The organism is Paraburkholderia suaedae (genome assembly GCF_040812055.1).
Lineage (GTDB): Bacteria > Pseudomonadota > Gammaproteobacteria > Burkholderiales > Burkholderiaceae > Paraburkholderia.
Genome location: NZ_JBFOAH010000003.1, coordinates 233,363 through 254,799, shown reverse-complemented (window position 1 = coordinate 254,799; position 21,437 = coordinate 233,363). Strand labels below are relative to the sequence as shown.

Here is a 21,437-nt window from a genome sequence, read left to right as displayed (position 1 = left end):
GCCCGCCAGAACCTGCGGACTCGAATCCGGCTTAAATGCCGAGTTCTTTACGCACTTCCTGCCAGTTGCTGCGCACCATCAGCTTGCCGGTGGTCTGCGTATCGGCGGGCGGCTGCTTGCCGTCCTTGATCCACTCGACGAGGTTTTCAGTGCTGTCCTTACCGTGGTTCGTCGAGCTCACGGCGATCGTGCCGTAGAAGCCGGTCGGTTCCTTCTTCAGGAACTCGGCGAACGCTTCCCCGGCACCGTTGATGCCGACGCCGATCACGTCCGCCGCCGGAATATGCAGCTGCTCGGTGGCGCGCACGCCGCCCAGCACGCTTTCCTCGTTGAGCGCGAAGACCACCCACTTCTTGATGTTCGGATGCTGAGCGAGCACCGGCGACGACGCGTTGAAACCGCCTTCGTCATCGGTCGTCTTTTGCGGGGCGTCGAAGATGTTTTCCTTCTTGAAGCCGCCGGCCAGCAGCGATTGCGTCGCACCGTCAGTGCGCAGTTTCGCGGTCGGCAGTTCGTAGTTCGTGATGCGCAGCGCGCCTACTTCTTCAGGCTTCCAGCCGCGGCGTTTCATTTCATCGCTGATCGCCTGACCGACCTGGTTGCCGATCTTCGACGCGGACATGCCCAGGTGCGGCACGTTCGCGAGCGGCTTGCCGGTGGAATCGACCAGTTGGTCGTCGACGGTGACGAACTTCATGTTGTAGCGCTTGGCACGCGCCTGGATTGCCGGTCCGAGCCGCACGTCGGGCGCGCAGATCACGAAGCCCTTGGCGCCTTGGGCGCCGAGGTGTCGATAGCGGCCAGCACTTTTTCGCCGTCCGGCGTGCCGATGTTGACCACCGAGAAGCCGTCCTTCTGACCGAGCGCGGTCGCGGCTTTCCGTTCGTTGATGAACCACGCCTGTTCCGGCATCTTCACCAAAGAGCCGACTTTGAGCTGCTGGTCAGCGTGCGCGGAGAGTTGCGCGGCGAACGGGGCGGCGAGGGCGGCGGCGGCCATCGCGGTGAGGGTCAAACTGCGAAGCTTGCTGGTCATGCGTGTCTCCTGAGGTTGAAAAGCTGAATTGTGTCGACGCTGCGCCGACGCCTGCGACCAGTCGCGAAACGCCGCTTGGGCCGCTTCGATCGCGGTGTCCGTCTGCCGCACATCCGCCCACACGTATTTGCCGACCGGTTCGTCCAGGTCCGATGGGTTGAACGACACGCCCGCGGTCGCGCCCGTCTCCCATCGGCCATTGATGTAATGGCGAAACGGGCTGGCAACGAGCGGAACGAGCGAATCGCGGTTCATCGACGGATGAGGTCATATGCGAGTTCTGAAAAGTCCACGAGTGGTATGAGCGAGCCCAATAACTTTCCAATCCCCTTTTGAGTCATCCCGATATCAGTTTCGGTATGGCATCATGGTGGCGGGGTGAGCAGAACCGCCGGGCGGCGCGAAACAAGGCCTTTCACCGAAGAAATAAAGCTGGGAGACACACGATGACGCGTAGCTACTCGAACTGGTTCGTCCGTGCGCGCCTGAAGACGCGGCAGCTGCTGCTGCTCGCGGCGATGGAGGAGGAAGGCAACGTGCGCCGGGCCGCCGACGTACTCGGCATGACCCAGCCCGCCGCCTCACGGCTGCTCAAGGAGCTGGAGGACATGCTGGAGGTCAGCCTGTTCGACCGCACGCCCCATGGCATGCACGCCACCTTGTACGGAGAGGTGATGATCCGGCATGCGCGCATGGTGTTGTCGAATCTGAGCCACGCGCACGAGGAAATTTCGGCGTTACGTTCCGGTCTCGCGGGCCAGGTGCGCATTGGCGTGATTGCGGCGGCGGCCGCGACGATGGTGCCGCGCGCGATCGCCAGCGTGAAGGAACGCTATCCGCAATTGCAGATCTGGGCGGAGGTGGAAACCTCGGACGTGATGCTGCCGCGGCTAGCCGAAGGCCAGCTCGACATCATGATCGGCCGGGTGCTGGAACGGCAAAACCAGTTCAAGGCGGAAATCCGCTACGAACCGCTCGCCGACGAGCCGCTTTGCGTGGTGGCTCGCCCCGGGCATCCGCTCGAGAATGAGACGGGTTTGACGCTGCGCGGCATCGTCAACGCGAGCTGGGTTCTGCATCCACCCGGTAGCGTGCTGCGTCATCGCTTCGATCTGATGTTTTCGCAGATAGGGTTGAATCCGCCACAAAACGTGGTGAATACCAACAATTTTCTGGCGATTTCGAGCCTGCTGCTGCAAAGCGACATGCTGGCCGTGCTGCCCGACGAAGTGGCGCGTCAATACCAACAGTACGGTGTCCTGAAGCGCGTCCCGATAGATTTACCGTGCAGGATGGACACATTCGGTATCATCACGCGCCAGTCGCATCTGCTTTCGCCCGGGGCTGCCGTGGTGCTGGATGCCTTGCGCGAAGCCGCCGCAGAGGTCTACGGCACGGTGTTCGAGGCGGCGCTGGCGCGGTAAATGCTTCTCTCGCTGGTAGGGTAGCCGGCTAAACGGCGCGGGAGAGAAGCGATGTACAACAAGCACGGAAGACGGCAACGCGCCGTCGACGATTCTTTTTCTGTTCGCTCCGGTGGAGCGAACGCCTGGTTTAGCAACGGCATGGCTCTGAAATCGACGATTTACAAGGCGGAACTGCAGATCGCCAATATGGACCGGCACTATTACGCCGACCACTCGCTGACGATCGCCCGCCATCCGTCGGAAACCGACGACCGGATGATGGTGCGCGTCGCGGCCTTCGCGCTGTTTGCGCAGGAACGCCTCGAGTTCTGCAAAGGTTTGTCGGACGTGGACGAACCGGACCTGTGGCAAAAAGATCTCACCGGCGCGATCGAAACCTGGATCGAAGTGGGCCAGCCGGACGAACGGCGCATCGCGAAAGCGAGCGGCCGCTCCAACGACGTGATCGTGATCGCCTATGGCGGCCGCGCATCGGACATCTGGTGGCAGGGCGTGCGTAACAAGGTGGAGCGCATGCGCAACGTGACGGTGTGGACGCTCGATGAAGACGTCGCGGCGGCGCTCGGCGCGCTTGCCGAACGCACGATGCGCCTGCAATGCACGGTGCAGGACGGGGAAGCGTGGCTCGGCAGTGCCGAGGCGGATGCGGTCAAGATCGACTGGACGGTGCTGAAAGCGCCGGCCAACGCCTGACGGGTCTTTCGTCTACAGCGACGTGACCCGCGCCGCTTCCGGCGGCCCCTTCAGTTCGACCATGTTCCCTTCCGGGTCGAACAGATACAACGACGGCCCAAAGCCGTCCGCACCGTAGCGCAACGCCTCGTCGCCCAGCCGCGCGCCGTGCCCGGCGAGATGCTGCTTGAGCGCTTCGGCGTCGAACGGCTCCACGCGCAGACAGACGTGATCCATATTCCGGCCCGCGCCCGCCGTGCCGTTTTCGACACGGTCCAGCTTCGCGCCGACTTGCAGCAGGTCGATGAGCGAGCGGCCGGCGCGCAATTGCGTCAAACCCAGATCGCGCTGCTCCTTTTCGAGGCTGCACCCCAGCACGTCGCAATAAAAACGCGTCATCGCCTCGACGTTCGTCGCGCGGATAACGACGTGATCGATCTCGCGGATGTGGATTTTCATGTCAAACGCCCCTTTTGGCCCTTTCGCACTGCGGATGATTAGCCAGTGTAGGAGAAAGGGGAAGCAGCCGTCAGCCGCATCGGGCGGGCTTGCGCGGCCGGGCAGCGGAAACGTACAGGCAAAAAAAAGCCCGCTCTATGTGGAGCGGGCTGAATCCATATCAGGAGGAGACATGGAGGAGACAGGTACTAATATACACACGAGCTTGATGCGACGCAATAACTTTTTAAGGGAAAACCCGATATCGGGCCAAAATGTCGCAGTGGGGGCGAGCTGACCGTGTGGCGGCCGTCCCGGCGCTACCGTTCCCTACTCCGAATCAGCGCAATGACAGAGCAAGAACCGGGGCGTAGGGTGTCGGCATACGGCCTACATTGGTGAGCATCGACACTGCGAGCCTTACCGGACCATCATGAAACCCATTACCGGCAATACTGACCTCAGCACCGCCCCCGAAACGACCCGCTGGACTTCCGACGCTGAACGCTGGGCCGCCGTCACGCACCGCGAGCCGCGCGCCGACGGCGCTTTCTTCTATGGGGTGAAGACGACAGGCGTGTTCTGTCGTCCGTCGTGCGCGTCGCGACAGCCGCGTCGCGAGAACATCGCGTTCTTTACCGACGCCGCCGCCGCGCGCGCCGCGGGCTTTCGCGACTGCAAGCGGTGCCAGCCTGGCGGCCTGCCGCGCGAGCTGGAAATCGTCAGGCGGGCGTGCGCCGCGCTGGACGCGAATCCGGCGCAGCGTCTCACGCTCGCGCAGCTGAGCGACGCGGTGCACGTGAGCCCGTTCCATCTTCAGCGCCTGTTCAAGCGCGTGGTGGGCGTGTCGCCGCGCCAGTACCAGGCCGCGCAGCGGGGCGCCGCGTTGCGCGACGCGCTGCGAAACGGCGCGGATGTGACGCGCGCGACGCACGACGCGGGCTTCGGCTCGCCGTCGCGCATGTACGACAGCGCGCCGGCCGAACTGGGCATGGTGCCGTCGGCGTATCGCCGCAAAGGCGCGGGGCTGACGGTGCGCTATGCGACCGCGCCGACCCCGCTGGGCTTCGTGCTGATCGCGGCCACGCACAAAGGCATCTGCAAAATCGGGTTTGGCGACGACCAGGCATCGATGATCGACGAACTGCGCGGCGAGTTGGTCAACGCCGAGCTGCTCGAAGATCCGGAGCAACTTGGCCCGTTCATCGCGCAGATCGACGCCTATCTGCACGGCAGCCGTCAGCACTTCGATCTGCCTTTGGACATCGCTGCCACCGCGTTCCGGCAGCGTGTCTGGGACGCGTTGCGGCGCATACCGTATGGCGAAACGCGCAGCTATTCGCAGATCGCCGAGGCGGTGGGCTCGCCCGGCGCGGTGCGAGCGGTGGCAAGCGCGTGCGCGACCAATCCGGTGGCACTGGCGATTCCTTGCCATCGTGTGCTGCAAAAGGGCGGGGCGCTGGCCGGGTATCGTTGGGGTCTGCCGCGCAAGGCCGCGTTGCTCGAGAACGAAGCGCAGCACGCCAGCCGCAATTTCGACGTATCTAGCCGCCAAACGCCGGATTCCGCCGACAATGATCGCGCCGATACCGTCACCACCACCAAACTGGACCACGCCGCGTGAGCACGCTCGAAGACGACGTCGCAACCCTCGAACTGCCGTTCAAACCGCCTTTCGACTGGCCGCGCGTGCTGCGCTTTTTCGGTGGGCGCGCGACCCCCGGCGTGGAAGTGGTGGAAGACGGCGCCTATCGCCGCGCGATCGACTGGGCCGGCGACAGCGGCACGCTGAGCGTGCGCCTGCATCCGCGCAAACGCTGCATTGTCGCGAGCATCGAGGGGCCGGCGAGCGCTCACGCCGACGCGCTCGCGGTCCCGATCGCAAGAATGTTCGACCTGCATGCCGATCCGAAGAAGATCGGCGCCGATCTCGCCGCGGACCCGTGGCTCGCGCCGCTCGTCGAAGCCCGTCCAGGTCTGCGTGTGCCGGGTGCATGGTCGGGCTTCGAGCTGGTGGTGCGCGCAATCGTCGGTCAGCAGGTCAGCGTCAAGGCGGCGACCACCATCATCGGACGGCTGGTGCAGCGCGCCGGCGAGCGCATCGACGGACATGCGCATGAAAACACCGCCTGGCGCTTTCCGACCCCTGCCGCGTTGGCCGCGGTCGATCTCGCGCAGATTGGCATGCCTGGCAAACGTGTCGCGGCACTGCAAGGCTTCGCGCGTGCCGTAGCCAGCGGCGAGGTGCCGCTCGACAGCAACGCGGTGGGCACGGCCAGCCTGCGCGCCGCGTTACTCGCACTGCCCGGCATCGGCCCGTGGACGGTGGAGTATGTCGCCATGCGCGCGTGGCGTGACGCCGACGCGTGGCCCGCGTGGGATCTGGTGCTGATGCAGTCGATCTGCGCGCGGGATCCGTCGCTCACGCGGCCCACGCAGCAACGGGCCCGCACCGACACGTGGCGTCCGTGGCGCGCTTATGCGGCCATGCATCTATGGAACGACGTCGCGGACCGCGCCGGCGCCGCGCGTGGCGGTTGAAGCGGCGCGCAGCCTGGCAGCACCATCGCGAAGCGCCACGGGGACGAGCGACGACGGTGCGCGCAACGCGTGGATTCATCGTCAAAACCGGTGCGATGGGCGGCCGGAACAGGCCGCCGAAGCGGCCTCAAGCAGCCGTTGTGGCGAAATGTTAAAGTGCCCGCTACCGAAAATTCCGCCGAACGTCGTCCACCGCGCAGTGCTGCCGCCTGGCAGTGAAGCGGCACATGGCGGCCGACAACGCTCGACTCGCATCAATGCCAAACACGATCCCCCTACGCACGACCGACGCGTTTCTGCACCGCCTGTCCGTGCTGACCTCAGGCCCGCAGCGCGATGCGCTGACGCGTGGGCTGCGCGGCATCGAAAGGGAAAGCCTGCGCGTCACGCACGACGGCAAGCTCGCCTTGACACCGCATCCGCGCGCGCTCGGTTCGGCGCTCACGCATCCGTCGCTGACCACCGATTATTCGGAAGCGCTGCTCGAGCTGATCACGCCGGCCGAGCATGACGTCGCGCAGACGCTCGAGAAACTCGACACGCTGCATCGCTTTGTCTACGCGGAACTCGGCGACGAGATCCTGTGGAACAACTCGATGCCGTGCCTGCTGCCCGACACCGACGACGGCATTCCAATCGCGCATTACGGCAGCTCGAACATCGGCAAACTCAAGTACGTCTACCGCATTGGTCTCGCGCTGCGCTACGGCCGCACGATGCAGTGCATCGCGGGTATCCACTACAACTATTCGCTCAACGAAGAAGTGTGGAGGCTGCTGCATGCCGATGCAGGGTCTACCGCGAATGCCGTCGATTTCCAATCCGACCGCTATCTCGCACTGATCCGCAATTTCCGCCGTACCAATTGGCTGCTGATGTATCTGTTCGGTGCGTCGCCGGCGCTGGATCGCCGGTTTCTCCGCGATCGCGAACACTCGCTCGAAACATTCGACGCCGACACGCTGTACCGTCCGTATGCGACGAGCCTGCGCATGAGCGATCTCGGCTATTCGAACACCACCGCGCAGGCGGCGCTGCATGCCGACTACAACACATTGCCGGGCTACCTCGACGCCCTTGCGAAAGCGGTCAGCCAACCGTACCCCGCCTATGAGCAGATTGGCACACAACGCGACGGCGAGTGGGTGCAGATCAACACGAACGTGCTGCAAATCGAAAACGAGTATTACTCGACGATTCGGCCGAAACGGGTCACGCATCCGGGGGAGCGTCCGCTGCATGCGCTCGCCGCCCGCGGCGTGCAATACGTGGAAGTGCGCTGCATGGATATCGATCCGTTCGAGCCGAGTGGCATTTCACTGGAAACGTCGCGTTTTCTCGATGCATACCTGCTGGTCTGCACACTCGACGACAGTGCGCCGTTGCCTCCTGATGCGTACGAGGAGGCCAACCGGAACTTCGCCCGGGTAACGATGGAAGGCCGCAAGCCGGGCCTGGAACTGACGCGCGACGGCCGCGCGGTCGCCATGCTGGATTGGGCCGGCGACCTGATGAGCAAGATCGACGCGGCGGCTGCCACGCTCGACGCGCTGCGGGGCGGCGATGAACATGCGCGCGCGGTGGCGGTTCAACGCGCGAAGCTTGCGGACGCGTCGCTGACGCCGTCGGCGCGTGTGCTGCAGAGCATGCGCGACAAAAACCAGAGCTTCCTCGCGTTTGGTCTTGAGCAAAGCGAAGCGCATGCCGCGTATTTCCGTTCGCGCCCGCTCGACGCCCAGCAAACTCGGGCGTTCACCGAACTCGCGGCGCAGTCGCTCGCCGAGCAGGCGAAGCTGGAACGAGAGGAAGTGGGTTCCTTCGACGCGTTTGTCGCGGCTTATCGCGCGTACACGTTGAATCGCTTCAGCGTCTGAACGGCGAGTGCGTGATGTGAGGAAACAGCGGCCTGAACGGCCGCTTTTTTTCAGGTAACGTCTACGGCGCGCGCGATGCGTGCGCGAAGAACAATCGGCAAATTCTCCGCGAGCTCCGACGATTCTTCGATGTGGATGAAACGCCGCATCTACGCCGCGGTCCAATCTCGTATGACACGCTCCGGGCAAGGAGGTATCAACGTGAGAAACCGAGGTCTGTTGGCCGCGCTGTGTTCGGGTTTGATCGCGGCGGCCGGATGTTCGACGCAAGGGCAAGTCGATCCGGACGTCATGCAAATCGCGACCAAACCGTTGACCTGCTCGAACAAAGCGGAATGCGATGTGTGGTGGCAGCGTGCGCACACGTGGGTGGCAAGCCACTCGACTTACCCGATCGAATCCGCGACCGACTCGCTGATCCAGACCGCCGGCCCGGATGGCGGCAAGCGGGCGCTCGCATATCAGATCACGCGCACGGTGAACCCCGACGGCACGGCAACCATCGGCTTTGCGGCGCATTGCGACGGTTCGCTCGGCTGCAAGCCGAATCCCTGGGAAGCGGGCGCTGACTTCAAGGAGTACGTGCGCGGCGATGCGGCAAATGCGCGGCGAAGTGAAGTGAATCCGCCGCAGCCCACGCCCTCTGCAATGCATCCCGACGCTTCGCAGGGACAATCCATTCCTGCCGCGAATGGTGAAGCAATGACGCAGTAGGCGTACAGAACTCGGACGCGCGCGGCGCTGCAAATGTACTTCGCGCAAGCGTCGTTTTGCCGAAGCGTCGCGATCAATGTCAGTGCCCTAACGAAGGCCCAGCACCCTTGCGCGGCTTGGTGATCCAGACCAGCACAGCGAGCACGAGAAACGCCGCGCACGAAATGCGGAAAAAGTCGTTGGTGGCCATCATGTAGGCCTGAGATGTCACCACCTGGTTCAGTTGCGCGGTAATGCCGTCGCCGGCCAGACCGACGCCCGCCAGTGCGCTGGTATAGGCATGGGTGTTCGCCGAATAGACGTTCACCGAATCGGCGAGCATCGCATGATGGTAGATCGTGTCGTTCTCCCAGAAGGTCGTACTGATCGCGGTCCCAATCGCGCCCGACAACGTGCGAAAGAAGTTCGACAAGCCCGAGGCGCTGGCAAGCCGTTCGTCCGGCACGCTAGACAGCGTGATGGTCGTCATCGGCACGAAGAAACAGGCCACGCCGATGCCTTGGACGAGGCGCGGCCAGATCACGTGATTGAACGGCACGTCGAGCGTGAACGTCGAGTTCCAGAAGGACACGAACGCGAACACGATGAACGCAAAGCTCGCCACGATCCGCAGATTGAGCCGGTGCATGTTCTTGCCGATCATCGGCGACAGAAACAGCGCGAGCAGTCCCACCGGTGCGGTGGCGAGCCCGGCAAGTCCGGCGGTGTAGCCCATCACGGTTTGCAGCCACAGCGGGAAGATCACCACCGACCCGAAAAAGGCCATGAAGCCAAACGAAATGATCAGCACGCCGAGCGCGAAGTTGCGGTCCTTGAACAACGAAAGATCGACGACTGGCTCCTTTTCCGTCATTTCCCATACCAGCAGGAACGCGATCGACACCACCGCGATCACGGCCAGCGTCACGATGAAAGTCGAGTTGAACCAGTCACGATCCTTGCCCAGGTCGAGCATCATCTGCAGGCACGACACACCGATCACGAGCAGCGCGAGACCGACCGCATCGATGCGTTGTTTCGTAGTCGCGGTCTCGCGGCCGCGCAGCAGCACGTACGCGCAGACCGCCGAGAACAACCCGATCGGCACGTTGATGTAGAAGATCCATGGCCACGTGAAGTTATCGGTGATATAGCCGCCCATCACCGGTCCGAAGATCGGCGCGCAAATGACGGTCATCGCCCACAGGCCCAGCGCGAGCCCGCGCTTTTCGATGGGATACGAGCGCATCAGGATGGTCTGCGAGAGCGGGACCATCGGTCCTGACACAAGTCCCTGCACGAGTCGGAATGCGATCAGCGACTCGAAGTTGTGTGCCAGGCCGCACAACGCCGACGCAATCGTGAAGAGCAGCACGGACAGCGAAAAAAGACGCACCTCGCCGACGCGTCGCGCGAGCCAGCCAGTCAGCGGCACGGCGATCGCCGAAGCCACCGAATACGACGAGATGACCCAGGTACCTTGGCTCGTCGCGACGCCGAGGCTGCCGGAAATGGTGGGCACCGCGACGTTCGCAATCGATGTGTCGAGCACTTCCATGAAAGTACCGAGGGCGAGGCCGACGGTGAGCAGGGCCAGCGCAGCGCCTTTGAGCGGAGCGGGCTCCGCGGCGGACAGGGCAGCGGTAGAAGCGGTGGCGTCCATTGTTCTCCTCTGGGGCCGGGGAAAGCTTGTCGGGGCAGCTTCATCGTGCGCCCTGGAGCGCGAGCTGATGCGCTGCAACACCTTTACCCGGACAGATATTTTCAAACGAAGGCGCTTTCGGATCGCGCCACCGGATCACTGGTCGCCCGGTTCTTGCGGCAACTCTTCGAACAGCTCTCTTGCGGGTTGCGGTGGCAGAGGACGATCCGCAAACCGCGCCTTCTCCACCGCCTCGGTCGTTCGCGATGAAACGCGACCGCAGCTGAATCAGCGTGACAAGCCTTGCGCGCAAAGGCCCGCAGCTGCTCGCCCAGCGCCGCCGCGCCCCGACCGGTCAATTACACGGCCTTGCGGCGTTCAGCTTTCACATCGCACAAGCGCCGTCGCTGCGCGCCGAGGCTCGACATGAGATTTGGACCGCCTAGCAGGACCATCAGCCGCTGTTCGAACACATCAAGAGATAAACCGGACCGTAGATGCTCGGGCAGTGACGTCACACCGCGTCGTGCGACGGGCGGAAAAACAACACGGCCGCCACCGCCCGGCGAAGTATCTTGAAATTTAATTGCATAGTCAATATTATTTCAGGCAACGAGTTACGCGCACCCGCGCCGCCCGAAAACATGTTCTGACCGATCGCCCGCACGCCGCGCCCGCGCCGTGCAACCAAGGATTGCCTCATGCTGTACCTCAAAAACACGCTTGGCGGCCTGAGCCGCTCATTGACCGATTCCGCATTGAATAGCTTTCAGGGCCCGCACCGCTGGTGGAAACTCGCGCTCTTCGCCGGGCTGTTCGTGTTGCCTGGAGGATCGCTGGGCGTGGCGATTCTGGCGTGGTTCGAGCATCGGCGGGGCAAAGGCGACAAAACAGCGGTCCTCGAAGGGGCTGCCGAGTCCGCCTTGGCAGACGGCATTACCGCAGCGCCTAACCATGCTGCCGCTCACGCAGGCCCGTGTCAGGCTCGCGGCGACACAGCGTGCCGGGCAGCGGCCGGAAAGCTCGCCCGCAAAACGACCTGCACCGACACGCGGGGTTAACGGTTTCGCGCTTCGCGCACCGGTCAGTAACAGCGCGTAACCATCGCGACTAGCGAAGTAACACACCTGCGCGCACCGCCGCATTACCCTTTCCATTCCCGGGCCCGAGCGGCCCGTACGCTAATATTCCGGCAGACCAGGATCTCGCCCGGCCGAACGCTGACGCCATCGGCCGCCCCGCGGCGCCCAGAAGGAATTCATTGCATGCAGTTTGATCGAACCTCGCGCGTGCGGCCGCTTGCGCCGCGCGCTCTGACCATTTCGGTAACCGTGGCCTGCGCGGCGCTGGTGGCCGGTTGCGCCGTCGGCCCCAACTATCAGCGGCCCGCGGTCGAAATCCCCGCGTCATTCAAGGAAGCCGCCCCCGGTTGGAAAGTCGCCGAGCCGGGCGATCAGAACGATCGCGGCGACTGGTGGAGCATTTACAAGGACCCGCAACTCGACGCACTGGAAAACCAACTGAACGCGGCCAATCAGACCATCGCCCAGTTCGCCGCCAGTTACCGGCAGGCGCGCGCGCTGGTCGGCGAGGCGCGTGCCGCGTATTTCCCGACCATCGGCGCAGCGGCGGGCGCCACGCGCTCAGGTACCGGGGCGGCTTCGGGCCGTAGCGCGACGACCGCGACGAGCCGCTCCTCCGGCATCGGCAATAGCTTCAACCTGCAGCTCGACGCAAGCTGGGAGCCGGACCTGTGGGGTTCCGTCACCCGCACCGTCAACGCACAGAAAGCCGGCCAGCAGGGCGCGGCCGCCGATCTCGGCAACGCCCGGCTATCGGCACAAGCTGCGCTGGCGCAAACCTACTTCGCGCTGCGCACGCTCGATTCGAGTCAGAAGCTGCTCGACGACACCGTCGACGCTTATCAGCGCTCGCTGCAACTCACGCAAAACCAGTATGCGGCGGGTGTCGCCGCCCGCTCGGACGTGATTCAGGCGCAAACGCAGTTGCAATCGGCCCAGGCGGCTGCCATCGAGAACGGCATTCAGCGCGCCCAGGACGAGCATGCGATCGCGCTGCTGGTCGGCGTGCCGGCCTCGGTCTTCTCGCTGCCGGCGATGCCGCTCACCGCTACGCCGCCCGCCGTGCCCGCGCAAATGCCGTCGGCGTTGCTCGAGCGTCGGCCGGATATCGCGTCGGCGGAACGCAAGGCTGCGGCAGCGAACGAGCAGATCGGCGTCGCCATCGCGGCGTTCTTCCCGTCGCTGACGCTGTCCGCGACCGGCGGCTTTGAAAGTTCCGTTTTCTCGCAATTGCTGAGCGCGCCGTCGCGCTTCTGGACGCTCGGCCCCCAACTCGCGGCTACGCTGTTCGACGCCGGTCTGCGCCAGGCGCAGACCGAGGCGGCCCGCGCCACTTACGACGCGAACGTCGCTGCCTACCGGCAGACGGTGCTGGCCGCGTTCCAGGATGTCGAGGACAACCTCGCGTCGCTGCGCATTCTCGAACAGGAAATCGTCGTGCAGCGGCAAGCGGTCGATTCGGCTCGTCAGGCACTCGCCATCGTCACGAACGAGTACAAGGCGGGCACTGTGGGCTTCGTGAACGTGCTGACCGCGCAGACCACGGCGTTTATCGCCGAACAGAAGCTCGAGAGTATCGCGGGACAGCGGATGGTCTCGTCGGTGGGCCTGGTGAAGGCACTGGGCGGCGGTTGGGATGCGTCGCAGATGAATCGCGAAACAGGCAGTGTGGCCGCGCCTGCGCCGTTGCCGGCCGCTTCCGGCGTGCCGGTCGCGCAAAGCGGGGCCGCGCCGCAACACCAGGTTCAGAGCAAATGAGCGGCACGCCGCTGCTTGCGGGCATGGCGCGAAAAAGGCGTGGGCACTTTCGCGGCCACGCCTCTTTTCACGTCCCGCCAACGTATTAGAAACGGCGTGTCAACGCACGAAGTTGAGCGCCACCGTGCCCGGACCGCTCGGCCGACCCAGCAGGTTGAGCAGCCCCGCCAGGTTCTCGCGCGCCTCGGGCGTGGCGCTCGCGGTACCGTAAAACGACGTCGAAGCGCCCGACACTGTGCCACTACCGCTCAGTATCAGCGGGCCTTTGAGCGTCGTCAGATCGAGTACGGACGACGTGCCCTGCGCCTGCAACGTCACGCGGTAGGACCCCAGCGGCTTGACGAGCGAGATGCGCGAACTGACATCGTTCAGCGTCAAGATCAGTTGCCCGAATGCCTGCCTGTTGAAGCTGCGCCATTCCGACCAGGACAGTTGCACGTCGCCCTGCAAATCGAGCGTGTTGAACGGCGCGCCCAGCCCGCTCAGCAGTGAAGCGGGCACCGCGAGCGTGCCCGGCGTGACGGTCGCGCTGCGCAGGGTGGCGTCGACTGTGATCGGATCGGGCATCGCCTCGCTGTGCCGCATGACCATGCGCAGGCGGCCCGTGAAGAGCGGCCAGAACCCCGTGCGCCATTCGATCCGTCCGGGCAGGAGCGTCGCTGCGCTCATGTCTGCGCCGGCGGCCAGCATCAGCGTGGCCGAGCCGTGCCAGACGGAGCCGGCCGGATCGACGAGATTGACGTGGCCGCGGGTTTGCCGCGCGAATTGCGGCGTGATCCATGCGGCCGGCGCCATCGCGAGCACGACCGTCGACGAACTCATCGCCCCCACCAGTAGCCAGGGCAGCGCGGCGCGCAGTCGCCGCGTCCAGTAACTCATGCGGCACCCCGCGACGACGCGCTCATTTGGCGGTCGACGGCTGCAGCGACGCCGTCAGATCCACCTGGCCGTCGTCCTTGAGCGCCGTGACATGCGCCTCGGCGATCTGCACTTTGAACTGCTTGCGCGCATCGTCGACCCACGCCGTCCACGCCGGGAATGAGGCGTTCTTCATCTGGATCTGCACCGCATTGCCAATCACCTGCACCTGCGTCGCGGTGAGGCCATGATCGTTGAGCGATGCGGTGAGCGCGTCCTTCAGTGCGCCGCCAGTCGGCGCGACGCCTTGCACGGCCGCCGACAGCGCGCGCGCTTCGTTCGCCTGCGCGGTCATTTGCGCGAGCTGCCGTTGCAGGCTGGGCAGCGATTGAAGCAGATGCGCGCGCCCCTCCTGCGCCGGCGCCCACAGCACCGACCACGCGATCACCACGGCGAGCACGCCGCCGCCCCACGTCAGGAGATTTTTTTCGCGCTCGGTGCGCTGGTCCCAGAAGCCGGCCCATGTTTGAGCGAGTTCAGCTTTCATTGTGCGTTCCTGATGGTCCACTTGCCGGTGTTGCTGTCGATCGCGCCGCTCAGTCCGTTGCGTGCGAGGCGCTGCGCGAATTCCGCGTCGACCTTGACTTGGGGTTTGAAGGTGACGTCGAGCCGCCGGTCGTGATAGTCGAGTCCGGCGATGCCGTTGACCGGCACCGGTGGAAGCGAGCGCGCGAGGCCGTCGGCGAGCGAGAGGAAGTCATCCGGCGACAGTTCTCCCGCCGCCACGCGCAACTGCTGCAACTGGCGCGACATCTGGTCGGGTGCGTCGAGCACGACCGTCGTTTTGGGGAAGGTTTCGAGCAGCAACTGCGTCATATGCGCATTGATCGCGTCGCGTTCGCGCGCGAGCATCAGCCACTGCACGTTCGCACCGATAATCGCAATCAGCAGCGCGCCGATGCCCAGCAGGGCCGGCAGACGCAGACGCCGCATCGTCGCGCGGTCGAGCCGCCATGGCTGCGACGCGAACTCGAATTGACACAGGTCGAAGCGGCATTGCAATGCGCGCCGGGCGAGTTGCTCGAACGGCAGCGGGCTCGCGCCGTGGACGTGCGCGGCGAGCCGCGCCGGACTCGCCGCGGCGAGGCTTGGCTCGCTTCCCGGCAGTTCGGTCAGCATGTACAGCGAGACCGGCGCCCCGCCGGCGAGCGCGGCGAGCGTCCCGTTCACCGCGGTGGCCGGCACCGCCAGCCCTTCGCCTTGCGCCCCACGCGCGATCGCCACTTCGACGCGCGGCACCTCGCTTTCGGCCGCGCTTTCCAGCAGCATCGCGGGCGCGGTCGGCAGCACCGCACCGAGCACGGCGGCGACCATCGGCACTGCGGCGGCGACGTCCGGCGCCACTGCGGGCGTGACGCGCGACAGCGCCGTCGCTACGCTGGCCGAGCCGGCTGTCACCGGCTCGCCCGCGCTGACCGGTTCAGCAGCTTCCACAGGCGCATCGGGTACGGCGGCTGCCTGCGGCAAGCAGCGTGTGACTGGGACAGCGCGCAGGCTGCGATGACCGGCCGTCGAAAACGCTTCATAGATGAAGCGGAACCAACCACGGTCGATGACCGCCAGCAACTGCCGCCCGCCCGCGAGCGGTTGCGGATCGACCGCGATGTGGCAGGTTTGCGGGTCCTGGATTAGCTGATCCTCGACGATATTGGGCAGCGCCTGGCGCAGCTTCGGTCCGCGCAGCGGCGGCAGCTTGGCCGGCATCATCAGCAGGTCGCGCGCGGCGACCATCAGCACCGTCGACGACGCGCGGGGCAGCAGCGCGAGCGCCGAGCGGCCGGCGCGCTGGGTGCGGCCCGACTTGTCGAGCAGGACGAACGGCAGCTCCGGCAGTTGCCATTCCTGCGACGGCACCGCCGGATCACGCGGCGGCAGTAAGACGATCAGCGTGCTCAAAGGCCACTCTCTCTGGGAATTGCGTTGTTCATAGTTGGTCTTGCACCCGCACGATACGCGTAGTGTGAGTCATCGCGTCGCGATAGACGAGCGTGGTGCGGTCCACCTCGGCGCGTTCGTGCTGCACGCGGCCGTGGATCAAAAAGTAGCTGGAGTTGACGTCGAGCTCGTTGGGATCGATCGAGACCGATTGCACACCCGCGCCCTGCAGCGCCAGTTGCACGTCGCCGACATTGTGGAAAAACACCGTTTGCCGGCTCGCGACGAAACCCTGTGCGGCCGACTGGCTCATGCCCGGCACGACCGCCGCGATCACTTCGGCCGAGGCCGTGTTCATGTTGACGGCCGTGACGGTCGGTAGCACGGTGACGAACGGGCGCAAGCGCGCCACCATCTCCGGCGTATAGCCCGGAATGTCGAGCAGCGAGTCGACGCCCGTCATTTGCAGCGGTGCGCCCGCTGCGTTGTCATCGTCGTCTTCGAGGCCCGGCTTGTCGGAGAAACTGCCGCCCGTAGCGCCGCCCTGCACGCCTGGCGTCGGCGCGCTACCAATGGGTGCGCCGTTGGCGGACGTCACGGTCTGAAAGCGGGTCGCCGATCGGGAGAGGCTATTGCGCACCTGCACGGCCGTGGCCTTCGCGAGTTGGCTGTTCACGCCGAGCGACACGAGCAAACGTTGATACGCGTCGATCTGTTCGAGGTTCAACTGCATCACGCCGGGCGCGGGGCTCGACACCAGATTGCGCAGATTGAATTTGGCCTGCGCATCTTCGATCGACCCGGACAGGTAGGTTGCCGCGCCCTGTTCGGCCCTGACCTCGCCGATCTGGCCGAGGAAATCGGACAGACGAGTCTTCGCGATCGGCACACCCCATATTCCGCCCAGATAGGTAATGCCGGCCGACGTATCGCCCTCCGAGCGCAGAATCAGACGCGTCCAGTCCAGCGCACCGCGCGCGACCCATTGCGCCTGCGAGAGCAGCCGCTGGTTTTCGATTCGCCGAATCTGGACCTGCTGACGCCACAGGATGCCCGACACGAGAATCGCCGACAGCGCGACGACGAGCAGCGCGCTGATGATGGCCGCACCGCGCTGCCGGGCGGCAGCTGCCCGACGGTTCACGGGTTTCGCGCGGATACGCAAGCGACCAGCACACGGGGCACAGACAGGGGCGGGGACAAGCACTCGCGGCTCGCCCGCCCGTGAAGAACACGATGCCCGCGGCACAGACAACCGGGAGAATCTCATTTCATTCTCCGATCAGAAAAACGCGCGTGATGGGGCGCGCGAGCGAATGCGCGCCCACGCTCACTTCGAGCCCCGCCACCGAACGCGGCAGCGGTGCATTGCCGAGCTGCGGCACCTTCAGATTGTTGTCGGCCTCGGTGATCGCGCTTTGCACGTCTTTCATCTGCGTGGTCCAGCCGACCTTAGGCACGTAAAGCCGCGCGGAGATCGAACCGACACCGCCCATCAACGGCACCGCTGACCAACCTTCGCCTTCGCTGCCGCGCAGCGCGCGCTGCAGATCGCCGACGTTGCCGAGCGGCGGCGACGCGTAGCGGATCACGCGGCCATTGGACACCTGGTAACGCACCACCTGCAGACGCGGCGCCGTGCCCGGCAAGGTCATTTGACGCACGATCTGCAGCCGACTGCCGGACACTGAAATGGCCGCCTGTCCCGACTCGTCGTCGGACGCAGCCTCGCGTGCGTCGATGCGCATCTGGTCGAACAACTGCGCAAAGACGCGCTCGTCTTCCATCGCGTTGGTGATGGTGGCGCGGCCGCGGATGATCTGGTCGAGCCCGCGCCACGACAGGACGGCGATCACCGCCATGATCGCGATCGCGACCAACAGTTCGATCAGCGTGAAACCGCGCGCGCCGGATCGGCGGCGGCGCTCAGAGCGAGCGGTTGCTTTCATTCGCGACCACCGTGACCATCTGGGCGAGATTGCCGGAACGCCCAGGCGTCGTCACCATGACTTCCACGCGACGGAACACCGGATTCGGCGTGCCCGTCACATGCTCGGTACAGGTCAACTGCAAATTGCCCTGCGAGCAATCGAAGCTCGTGTCGCCGACGTTCGGCCACGCATGCGTCAGACGCAATTGCGCGAGCGCGTTGTCGGCGCTCCAGCCGGCCAGCAAACGCCGGTGCAGATCCGCTTCGCCGCTCGCGAGACTGCCGACCGCGCGCAACGACGCCGCCAGCGCCACCGCGATGATTGCCAGCGCCACCAGCACTTCGATCATCGTGAAACCGCGCGGCGTACGCCCGGCGCCGCGGCGAGCCGCGCTGCTTCCAGTCGCGCTTGCGGCCGCGCTGCTGCAACGGTTGCTGGTCGTGCAACGACGCATCTCAGTGCACCTCATAGCGGCCATTGCCGGTGCCGACGATCGTCGCCCGCCCGGCCGCCGAAAACAGCGTGACCTGCACCGGCACGTCGATCGCCTCGGTGCCGAACACGACCCGGCTGGGTTGCGAATCCGAACCCGGGTAGCTGATCGTCACGCCAGTCACGCCGCCTTCCCACTGACGCGGCCCGAGCAGGTCGTCGCGCAGCGGACGCCAGCCGTCTTCGGTACGCTGGTCGAAACGGAAGCCGCCTTCGAGCGGTTGCCATGCGATCGGCCGCGCGCGCACCTGCGCTTCATCGCCGGCCGATTCGAACAGCAGCGCGAGACGCTGCGCTTCCTCGTTCAGATCGGTGCGCGGATTGCGCGTCATCGTCAGCGCGGTCAACGACACCAGCAGGCCCGCAATGACGAGCACGACCATCATCTCCAGCAGCGTGAAACCGGCCGTGCGGAGCGGGCCGCGAGGGCCACGCGGATCGCGCAAGCGACGCGCGCTGTCCGACCCCGTGAGCGGCGGCGAAACCGTACACGGAGCGTCCACACGGGACTTGCAAGCGGAGTTACACATAGTGCCGGCTACCAACGATCAGCCAAGATCGAACAACGATGCATCGATAAAAACACGCGGGCGTCGCGCGAGGGCGGCGCCAACAGCGAAGCGCTCATGCGCGAAATGATGAGCTCACCTAAGCGGCCCCGCTTGACCGTGCGTCGCCTATTGCCACGAGCCGACGTCGGAATCATTGCCTTCGCCGCCCGCTTTGCCGTCCGCGCCATAGCTGAACACATCGACCTCACCGTGCACACCCGGATTCAGATACTGATACGCATTGCCCCACGGATCGTTGGGCAGACGTTCGAGGTAGCCGCCGTCCTTCCAGTTGGCCGGCACCGGATCGGTTGCCGGCTTTTCGACCAGCGCTCGCAGCCCCTGCTCCTGAGTCGGATAACGACCGTTGTCCAGACGGTACAGCTTGAGCGCCTGCATCACCGTGCCGATGTCCTGCTTGGCGGCGACGCGGCGCGCTTCGTCCGGACGGCTCATGATTTTCGGCACGATCAACGCGGCCAGAATGCCCAGGATCGCAATCACGACCATGATTTCGATCAGTGTGAAACCGCGCTGGCGACGGCTGCGCGGACCCGCGATGTCAGTGCGGCGAGTGGTCGACAGTTGCATAGCTTGCTACCTCTTTTCAGGTGAATTTCGACTGGGCGCGGTTCGCTGGTCAGCGATCAGGCCGCTATTGAACACGCCCGGCCGGTCATTTTAATGTCATGGTGTTAAAGGCTTTCAACCCGACGCAATTCTCACAATAGTCCGTACAATGATGCGCATGAACGCTATCCAGATCCGCCTTCTGTCGCTCGCATTGTTCGCCGTATTCTGCGCGACGCTGACCTATTGGGTCATTACACTCACCACCCTGTCCGGCGCGCCGTTGCCCGCCGCCGCCGCGCACGCGCAGGTCTCGACCGACCAGGCCGCGGCGCTGTTCGGCGGCCAGCTCACGCGCAATGTCAACCAGGACGTGCATCTATTCGGCATCCTGGCGCTGCGCGAAGGCGCCGCGGCGATCGTCAGCGTGGGCGGCGAACCGCCGCATGCGGTGTCGCTCGGCAGCACGCTGATGCAAGGCACCAAACTGTCGGAAGTGCGCGCCCGGTCGATCATCATCGATCGCAACGGCGCACGCTCCGAAGTGTTTCTGCCCGCTAACGCGGGCGGTCCCACCATCTATGTGCGCTAATGTCGCCGCGCGCGTTCCTGCTTTCACCGCGGCAACCCGGTTAGACGCCTCGTACGCCTTCACCGGTCAGGCGGCCATCGCAGCCGTCGCAGAGAGATTGCTCGCCATCTCCTTCTCTCCCCGCACTACTGCACGAGGTTGTTCAACTCGATGATCGGCAGCATCACCGCCAGCACGATCACCAGCACCACGCCCCCCATCGCCAGAATCAGCAGGGGCTCGAGCAGGCTCGTCAGGAACATGGTGCGGCGCTCCAGCTCGCGCGCTTCGCCGTCGGCCGCGCGGTCGAGCATGGTCGTCACGTCGCCGGTCGCTTCGCCCGAACGGATCAGGTGCACGAGCACCGGCGGGAACGTCTTCGTGTTGCCGAGCGCGCGTGATAACGAGGTGCCTTCGCGCACCCGCACGATCGCGTCATCGATATTCTCCCGCATCGCATTGTTGCTGAGCGTTTCGGCGGCGGCTTGCAGCGCGCGCAGAATCGGCACGCCCGCCGCGGTCAGAATGCCGAGCGTGCTGGCAAAGCGCACGGTGTTGTAGCCGCGCACGAGTTTGCCGAGCAACGGCGCGCCCAGCAGCCAGCGGTCGAACGCGAGACGGGGACCGGCCTGCTTCAGGATTGAGCGCACCAGATAGGCCAGCACGAACACACCGATCAGCATCGCCCACCACCAGTTCCGCACGAAGCCGGACAGGGCCATCATCATCACGGTGAGGATGGGCAGTTGCTGCTTGGTGCTCGCGAACACGTTGACCACCTGCGGCACCACGTAGCTCAACAGAAACGTGACGATTCCGAATGCAATGATCGTGACGATGGTCGGATACGTGAACGCAAGCAAGATCTTCTGCTTCAGCGCGTTGCTTTGTTCGATGTAGTCGGCGAGCCGCGACAGCACCAGACCGAGCTTGCCAGTGTGCTCGCCGGCGGCCACCAGCGCGCGGTAAATTTCCGGGAAGTCTTTCGGATGCTGCGTCAGCGCGTTGGCGAGCGAGTGGCCGCCGAGCACTTCGGCGCGAATCGAGGCCATCAACTCGCGGATGTAGTCGCGCTCCGATTGTTCCGTGAGGACGGCGAGCGCTTCGTCGAGCGGCAAACCGGCGATCAGCAGACTGGCCAGCTGACGCGTGAGAATCGCCTGTTCGCGCTGCGACAAACGCCGCCCCAACGACAGGCGTTGATTGCGCTCGCCACGGGTGCGCGACGCGGCCGGTTCGACGACGAGCGGCGTGAGTCCTTGCGAGCGCAGGTTGGTGCGCGCGCCGCGCGCGCTGTCGGCGTCGAGCACACCCTTTTGGGCCTTGCCCGCCGCGTCGATCGCTTCGAAACGAAATGCCGGCATGCG

The 21,437-nt window shown here is 65.0% G+C and carries 21 protein-coding genes and 1 pseudogene; 9 read left to right on the top strand and 13 right to left on the bottom strand.

All coding sequences use genetic code 11. From position 1 onward, the window contains the following. Positions 1 to 31 precede the first annotated feature (31 nt). Positions 32 to 1,035, bottom strand: a pseudogene (locus tag ABQJ48_RS06615) (arabinose ABC transporter substrate-binding protein). 446 nt (positions 1,036 to 1,481) lie between these two features. Between ABQJ48_RS06615 and ABQJ48_RS06605 the strand changes: the two are divergent. Beyond that, entirely contained in the window at positions 1,482 to 2,459 is a 978-nt protein-coding gene (locus tag ABQJ48_RS06605) for a LysR family transcriptional regulator (protein ID WP_367836825.1), read from the top strand. Positions 2,460 to 2,600: 141 nt separating this feature from the next. Next, on the top strand, positions 2,601 to 3,155 hold the full coding sequence (locus ABQJ48_RS06600; protein ID WP_367836824.1) for a YaeQ family protein: 555 nt from the start codon (positions 2,601 to 2,603) through the stop codon (positions 3,153 to 3,155). A 12-nt stretch (positions 3,156 to 3,167) separates the two neighbouring features. Here ABQJ48_RS06600 and ABQJ48_RS06595 read toward each other — a convergent pair whose 3' ends face one another. After that, positions 3,168 to 3,593, bottom strand: coding sequence for a VOC family protein (locus ABQJ48_RS06595; protein WP_367836823.1), 426 nt, complete (start codon positions 3,591 to 3,593; stop codon positions 3,168 to 3,170). A gap of 412 nt (positions 3,594 to 4,005) precedes the next feature. Between ABQJ48_RS06595 and ada the strand changes: the two genes are divergently transcribed. The 4 genes from ada (at position 4,006) to ABQJ48_RS06575 (ending at position 8,701) form a co-directional block, all read left to right on the top strand. Continuing rightward, positions 4,006 to 5,196, top strand: coding sequence for a bifunctional DNA-binding transcriptional regulator/O6-methylguanine-DNA methyltransferase Ada (ada, locus tag ABQJ48_RS06590; protein WP_367836822.1), 1,191 nt, complete (start codon positions 4,006 to 4,008; stop codon positions 5,194 to 5,196). Then, complete coding sequence (locus tag ABQJ48_RS06585) at positions 5,193 to 6,113, top strand: DNA-3-methyladenine glycosylase family protein (RefSeq protein WP_367836820.1); 921 nt, start codon at positions 5,193 to 5,195, stop codon at positions 6,111 to 6,113. The genes ada and ABQJ48_RS06585 overlap by 4 nt, the downstream gene beginning before the upstream one ends. 257 nt (positions 6,114 to 6,370) lie before the next feature. Next, positions 6,371 to 7,987, top strand: a complete 1,617-nt coding sequence (gene gshA, locus ABQJ48_RS06580; protein WP_367836819.1) for a glutamate--cysteine ligase — start codon at positions 6,371 to 6,373, stop codon at positions 7,985 to 7,987. Between the two features lie 201 nt (positions 7,988 to 8,188). Beyond that, a complete protein-coding gene (locus ABQJ48_RS06575; protein WP_367836818.1) occupies positions 8,189 to 8,701 on the top strand; it encodes a hypothetical protein in 513 nt (170 codons plus the stop codon). Positions 8,702 to 8,780: 79 nt separating this feature from the next. On the opposite strand, the gene ABQJ48_RS06570 is transcribed toward ABQJ48_RS06575, so the two are convergent. Both ABQJ48_RS06570 and ABQJ48_RS06565 read right to left on the bottom strand, forming a co-directional pair. Then, entirely contained in the window at positions 8,781 to 10,343 is a 1,563-nt protein-coding gene (locus tag ABQJ48_RS06570; RefSeq protein ID WP_367836817.1) for a DHA2 family efflux MFS transporter permease subunit, read from the bottom strand. A 493-nt stretch (positions 10,344 to 10,836) separates the two neighbouring features. Next, positions 10,837 to 11,025, bottom strand: a complete 189-nt coding sequence (locus ABQJ48_RS06565) for a hypothetical protein (RefSeq protein ID WP_367836816.1) — start codon at positions 11,023 to 11,025, stop codon at positions 10,837 to 10,839. On the opposite strand from ABQJ48_RS06565, the gene ABQJ48_RS06560 reads away from it, so the two are divergent. Both ABQJ48_RS06560 and ABQJ48_RS06555 read left to right on the top strand, forming a co-directional pair. Beyond that, a complete protein-coding gene (locus ABQJ48_RS06560) occupies positions 11,024 to 11,383 on the top strand; it encodes a hypothetical protein (protein WP_367836815.1) in 360 nt (119 codons plus the stop codon). The two genes, ABQJ48_RS06565 and ABQJ48_RS06560, sit on opposite strands and share 2 nt — an antisense overlap. Positions 11,384 to 11,587: 204 nt before the next feature. Further along, positions 11,588 to 13,162, top strand: coding sequence for an efflux transporter outer membrane subunit (locus tag ABQJ48_RS06555; protein WP_367836814.1), 1,575 nt, complete (start codon positions 11,588 to 11,590; stop codon positions 13,160 to 13,162). Positions 13,163 to 13,261: 99 nt separating this feature from the next. Here the strand turns inward: ABQJ48_RS06555 and ABQJ48_RS06550 are convergent, their stop codons facing one another. From ABQJ48_RS06550 to gspG, 8 genes are all read right to left on the bottom strand, one after another. Further along, positions 13,262 to 14,041, bottom strand: coding sequence for a type II secretion system protein N (locus ABQJ48_RS06550; RefSeq protein ID WP_367836812.1), 780 nt, complete (start codon positions 14,039 to 14,041; stop codon positions 13,262 to 13,264). A gap of 22 nt (positions 14,042 to 14,063) precedes the next feature. After that, positions 14,064 to 14,567 (bottom strand): type II secretion system protein M, encoded by a 504-nt coding sequence (locus ABQJ48_RS06545; protein ID WP_367836810.1) that lies wholly within the window; start codon positions 14,565 to 14,567, stop codon positions 14,064 to 14,066. Then, complete coding sequence (gene gspL / locus ABQJ48_RS06540) at positions 14,564 to 15,976, bottom strand: type II secretion system protein GspL (protein WP_367836808.1); 1,413 nt, start codon at positions 15,974 to 15,976, stop codon at positions 14,564 to 14,566. The genes ABQJ48_RS06545 and gspL overlap by 4 nt, the downstream gene beginning before the upstream one ends. Positions 15,977 to 16,004: 28 nt before the next feature. Further along, positions 16,005 to 17,225 carry a type II secretion system minor pseudopilin GspK gene (gspK, locus tag ABQJ48_RS06535; RefSeq protein ID WP_473094102.1) on the bottom strand — a complete coding sequence of 407 codons (1,221 nt, stop codon included), beginning with the start codon at positions 17,223 to 17,225 and terminating at the stop codon, positions 16,005 to 16,007. Position 17,226: 1 nt separating this feature from the next. Next, positions 17,227 to 17,904 (bottom strand): PulJ/GspJ family protein, encoded by a 678-nt coding sequence (locus tag ABQJ48_RS06530; protein ID WP_367836806.1) that lies wholly within the window; start codon positions 17,902 to 17,904, stop codon positions 17,227 to 17,229. After that, positions 17,882 to 18,340, bottom strand: a complete 459-nt coding sequence (gene gspI / locus ABQJ48_RS06525; RefSeq protein ID WP_367836805.1) for a type II secretion system minor pseudopilin GspI — start codon at positions 18,338 to 18,340, stop codon at positions 17,882 to 17,884. The genes ABQJ48_RS06530 and gspI overlap by 23 nt, the downstream gene beginning before the upstream one ends. Position 18,341: 1 nt before the next feature. Then, the gene (locus tag ABQJ48_RS06520; protein ID WP_367836804.1) at positions 18,342 to 18,908 is read right to left on the bottom strand and encodes a GspH/FimT family pseudopilin; all 567 of its coding nucleotides are present in this window, start codon (positions 18,906 to 18,908) and stop codon (positions 18,342 to 18,344) included. A gap of 147 nt (positions 18,909 to 19,055) precedes the next feature. Then, positions 19,056 to 19,520: a type II secretion system major pseudopilin GspG gene (gene gspG / locus ABQJ48_RS06515; RefSeq protein WP_367836803.1), complete on the bottom strand. Its 465-nt coding sequence runs from the start codon at positions 19,518 to 19,520 to the stop codon at positions 19,056 to 19,058. Between the two features lie 157 nt (positions 19,521 to 19,677). Here gspG and ABQJ48_RS06510 point away from each other — a divergent pair, with 157 nt between their 5' ends. Continuing rightward, positions 19,678 to 20,091 (top strand): hypothetical protein, encoded by a 414-nt coding sequence (locus ABQJ48_RS06510; protein WP_367836802.1) that lies wholly within the window; start codon positions 19,678 to 19,680, stop codon positions 20,089 to 20,091. Positions 20,092 to 20,216: 125 nt separating this feature from the next. Here the strand turns inward: ABQJ48_RS06510 and gspF are convergent, their stop codons facing one another. Continuing rightward, positions 20,217 to 21,434 (bottom strand): type II secretion system inner membrane protein GspF, encoded by a 1,218-nt coding sequence (gene gspF, locus ABQJ48_RS06505; protein ID WP_367836801.1) that lies wholly within the window; start codon positions 21,432 to 21,434, stop codon positions 20,217 to 20,219. Positions 21,435 to 21,437: the final 3 nt, after the last annotated feature.

Bases quoted from the DNA above. Each gene is read 5' to 3' on its own strand.
- ABQJ48_RS06605 (WP_367836825.1), top strand. From the start codon at position 1,482: ATGACGCGTAGCTACTCGAACTGGTTCGTCCGTGCGCGCCTGAAGACG.
- ABQJ48_RS06600 (WP_367836824.1), top strand. From the start codon at position 2,601: ATGGCTCTGAAATCGACGATTTACAAGGCGGAACTGCAGATCGCCAAT.
- ABQJ48_RS06595 (WP_367836823.1), bottom strand. From the start codon at position 3,593: ATGAAAATCCACATCCGCGAGATCGATCACGTCGTTATCCGCGCGACG.
- ada (WP_367836822.1), top strand. From the start codon at position 4,006: ATGAAACCCATTACCGGCAATACTGACCTCAGCACCGCCCCCGAAACG.
- gshA (WP_367836819.1), top strand. From the start codon at position 6,371: ATGCCAAACACGATCCCCCTACGCACGACCGACGCGTTTCTGCACCGC.
- ABQJ48_RS06570 (WP_367836817.1), bottom strand. From the start codon at position 10,343: ATGGACGCCACCGCTTCTACCGCTGCCCTGTCCGCCGCGGAGCCCGCT.
- ABQJ48_RS06560 (WP_367836815.1), top strand. From the start codon at position 11,024: ATGCTGTACCTCAAAAACACGCTTGGCGGCCTGAGCCGCTCATTGACC.
- ABQJ48_RS06565 (WP_367836816.1), bottom strand. From the start codon at position 11,025: ATGAGGCAATCCTTGGTTGCACGGCGCGGGCGCGGCGTGCGGGCGATC.
- ABQJ48_RS06555 (WP_367836814.1), top strand. From the start codon at position 11,588: ATGCAGTTTGATCGAACCTCGCGCGTGCGGCCGCTTGCGCCGCGCGCT.
- ABQJ48_RS06550 (WP_367836812.1), bottom strand. From the start codon at position 14,041: ATGAGTTACTGGACGCGGCGACTGCGCGCCGCGCTGCCCTGGCTACTG.
- ABQJ48_RS06545 (WP_367836810.1), bottom strand. From the start codon at position 14,567: ATGAAAGCTGAACTCGCTCAAACATGGGCCGGCTTCTGGGACCAGCGC.
- gspK (WP_473094102.1), bottom strand. From the start codon at position 17,225: ATGAGATTCTCCCGGTTGTCTGTGCCGCGGGCATCGTGTTCTTCACGG.
- ABQJ48_RS06530 (WP_367836806.1), bottom strand. From the start codon at position 17,904: ATGAAAGCAACCGCTCGCTCTGAGCGCCGCCGCCGATCCGGCGCGCGC.
- gspI (WP_367836805.1), bottom strand. From the start codon at position 18,340: ATGCGTCGTTGCACGACCAGCAACCGTTGCAGCAGCGCGGCCGCAAGC.
- ABQJ48_RS06520 (WP_367836804.1), bottom strand. From the start codon at position 18,908: ATGTGTAACTCCGCTTGCAAGTCCCGTGTGGACGCTCCGTGTACGGTT.
- gspG (WP_367836803.1), bottom strand. From the start codon at position 19,520: ATGCAACTGTCGACCACTCGCCGCACTGACATCGCGGGTCCGCGCAGC.
- ABQJ48_RS06510 (WP_367836802.1), top strand. From the start codon at position 19,678: ATGAACGCTATCCAGATCCGCCTTCTGTCGCTCGCATTGTTCGCCGTA.
- gspF (WP_367836801.1), bottom strand. From the start codon at position 21,434: ATGCCGGCATTTCGTTTCGAAGCGATCGACGCGGCGGGCAAGGCCCAA.